Source organism: Companilactobacillus kimchiensis, from assembly GCF_001438805.1.
Lineage (GTDB): Bacteria > Bacillota > Bacilli > Lactobacillales > Lactobacillaceae > Companilactobacillus > Companilactobacillus kimchiensis.
The window spans coordinates 1-331 of record NZ_JQCF01000068.1 but is presented as its reverse complement, the minus strand read 5'-3'; the positions used below and the strand labels follow the sequence as shown (position 1 = coordinate 331).

The 331-nt window shown below is 36.0% G+C and carries 1 protein-coding gene; it reads left to right on the top strand.

The window, feature by feature from the left end; genetic code table 11:
* Positions 1-308, top strand: a 308-nt coding sequence (locus tag IV57_RS12880; RefSeq protein WP_275472417.1) for a group II intron maturase-specific domain-containing protein, incomplete at its 5' end; no start/stop codon positions are given.
* Between the last annotated feature and the right edge of the window lie 23 nt (positions 309-331).

Sequence of the window (331 nt, the reverse complement as noted above, 5' to 3'; positions counted from 1 at the left end):
TGGTTGGATGGCTCAACTATTACGGAATTGGAAAGATGAAAACATTCATTCAAAGAATAGATGAATGGCTTCGTTCAAGAATCAGACAATACATTTGGAAATCATGGAAGAAAATCAAAACTAGATTCAAGAATCTAATGAAACTAGGTATGACAAGGAATCAAGCTAGGACATTCGCCAACACCCACAAAGGATATTGGCGAACAGCACATAGTAAGACTTTGTTATACACTTTAACAAATGAAAAACTGGAATCTCTTGGACTATTGAATATGTCCAAGAAACTCCAGTCTATTCAGGATGCTTAAATTAATGAACCGCCGTATACGGA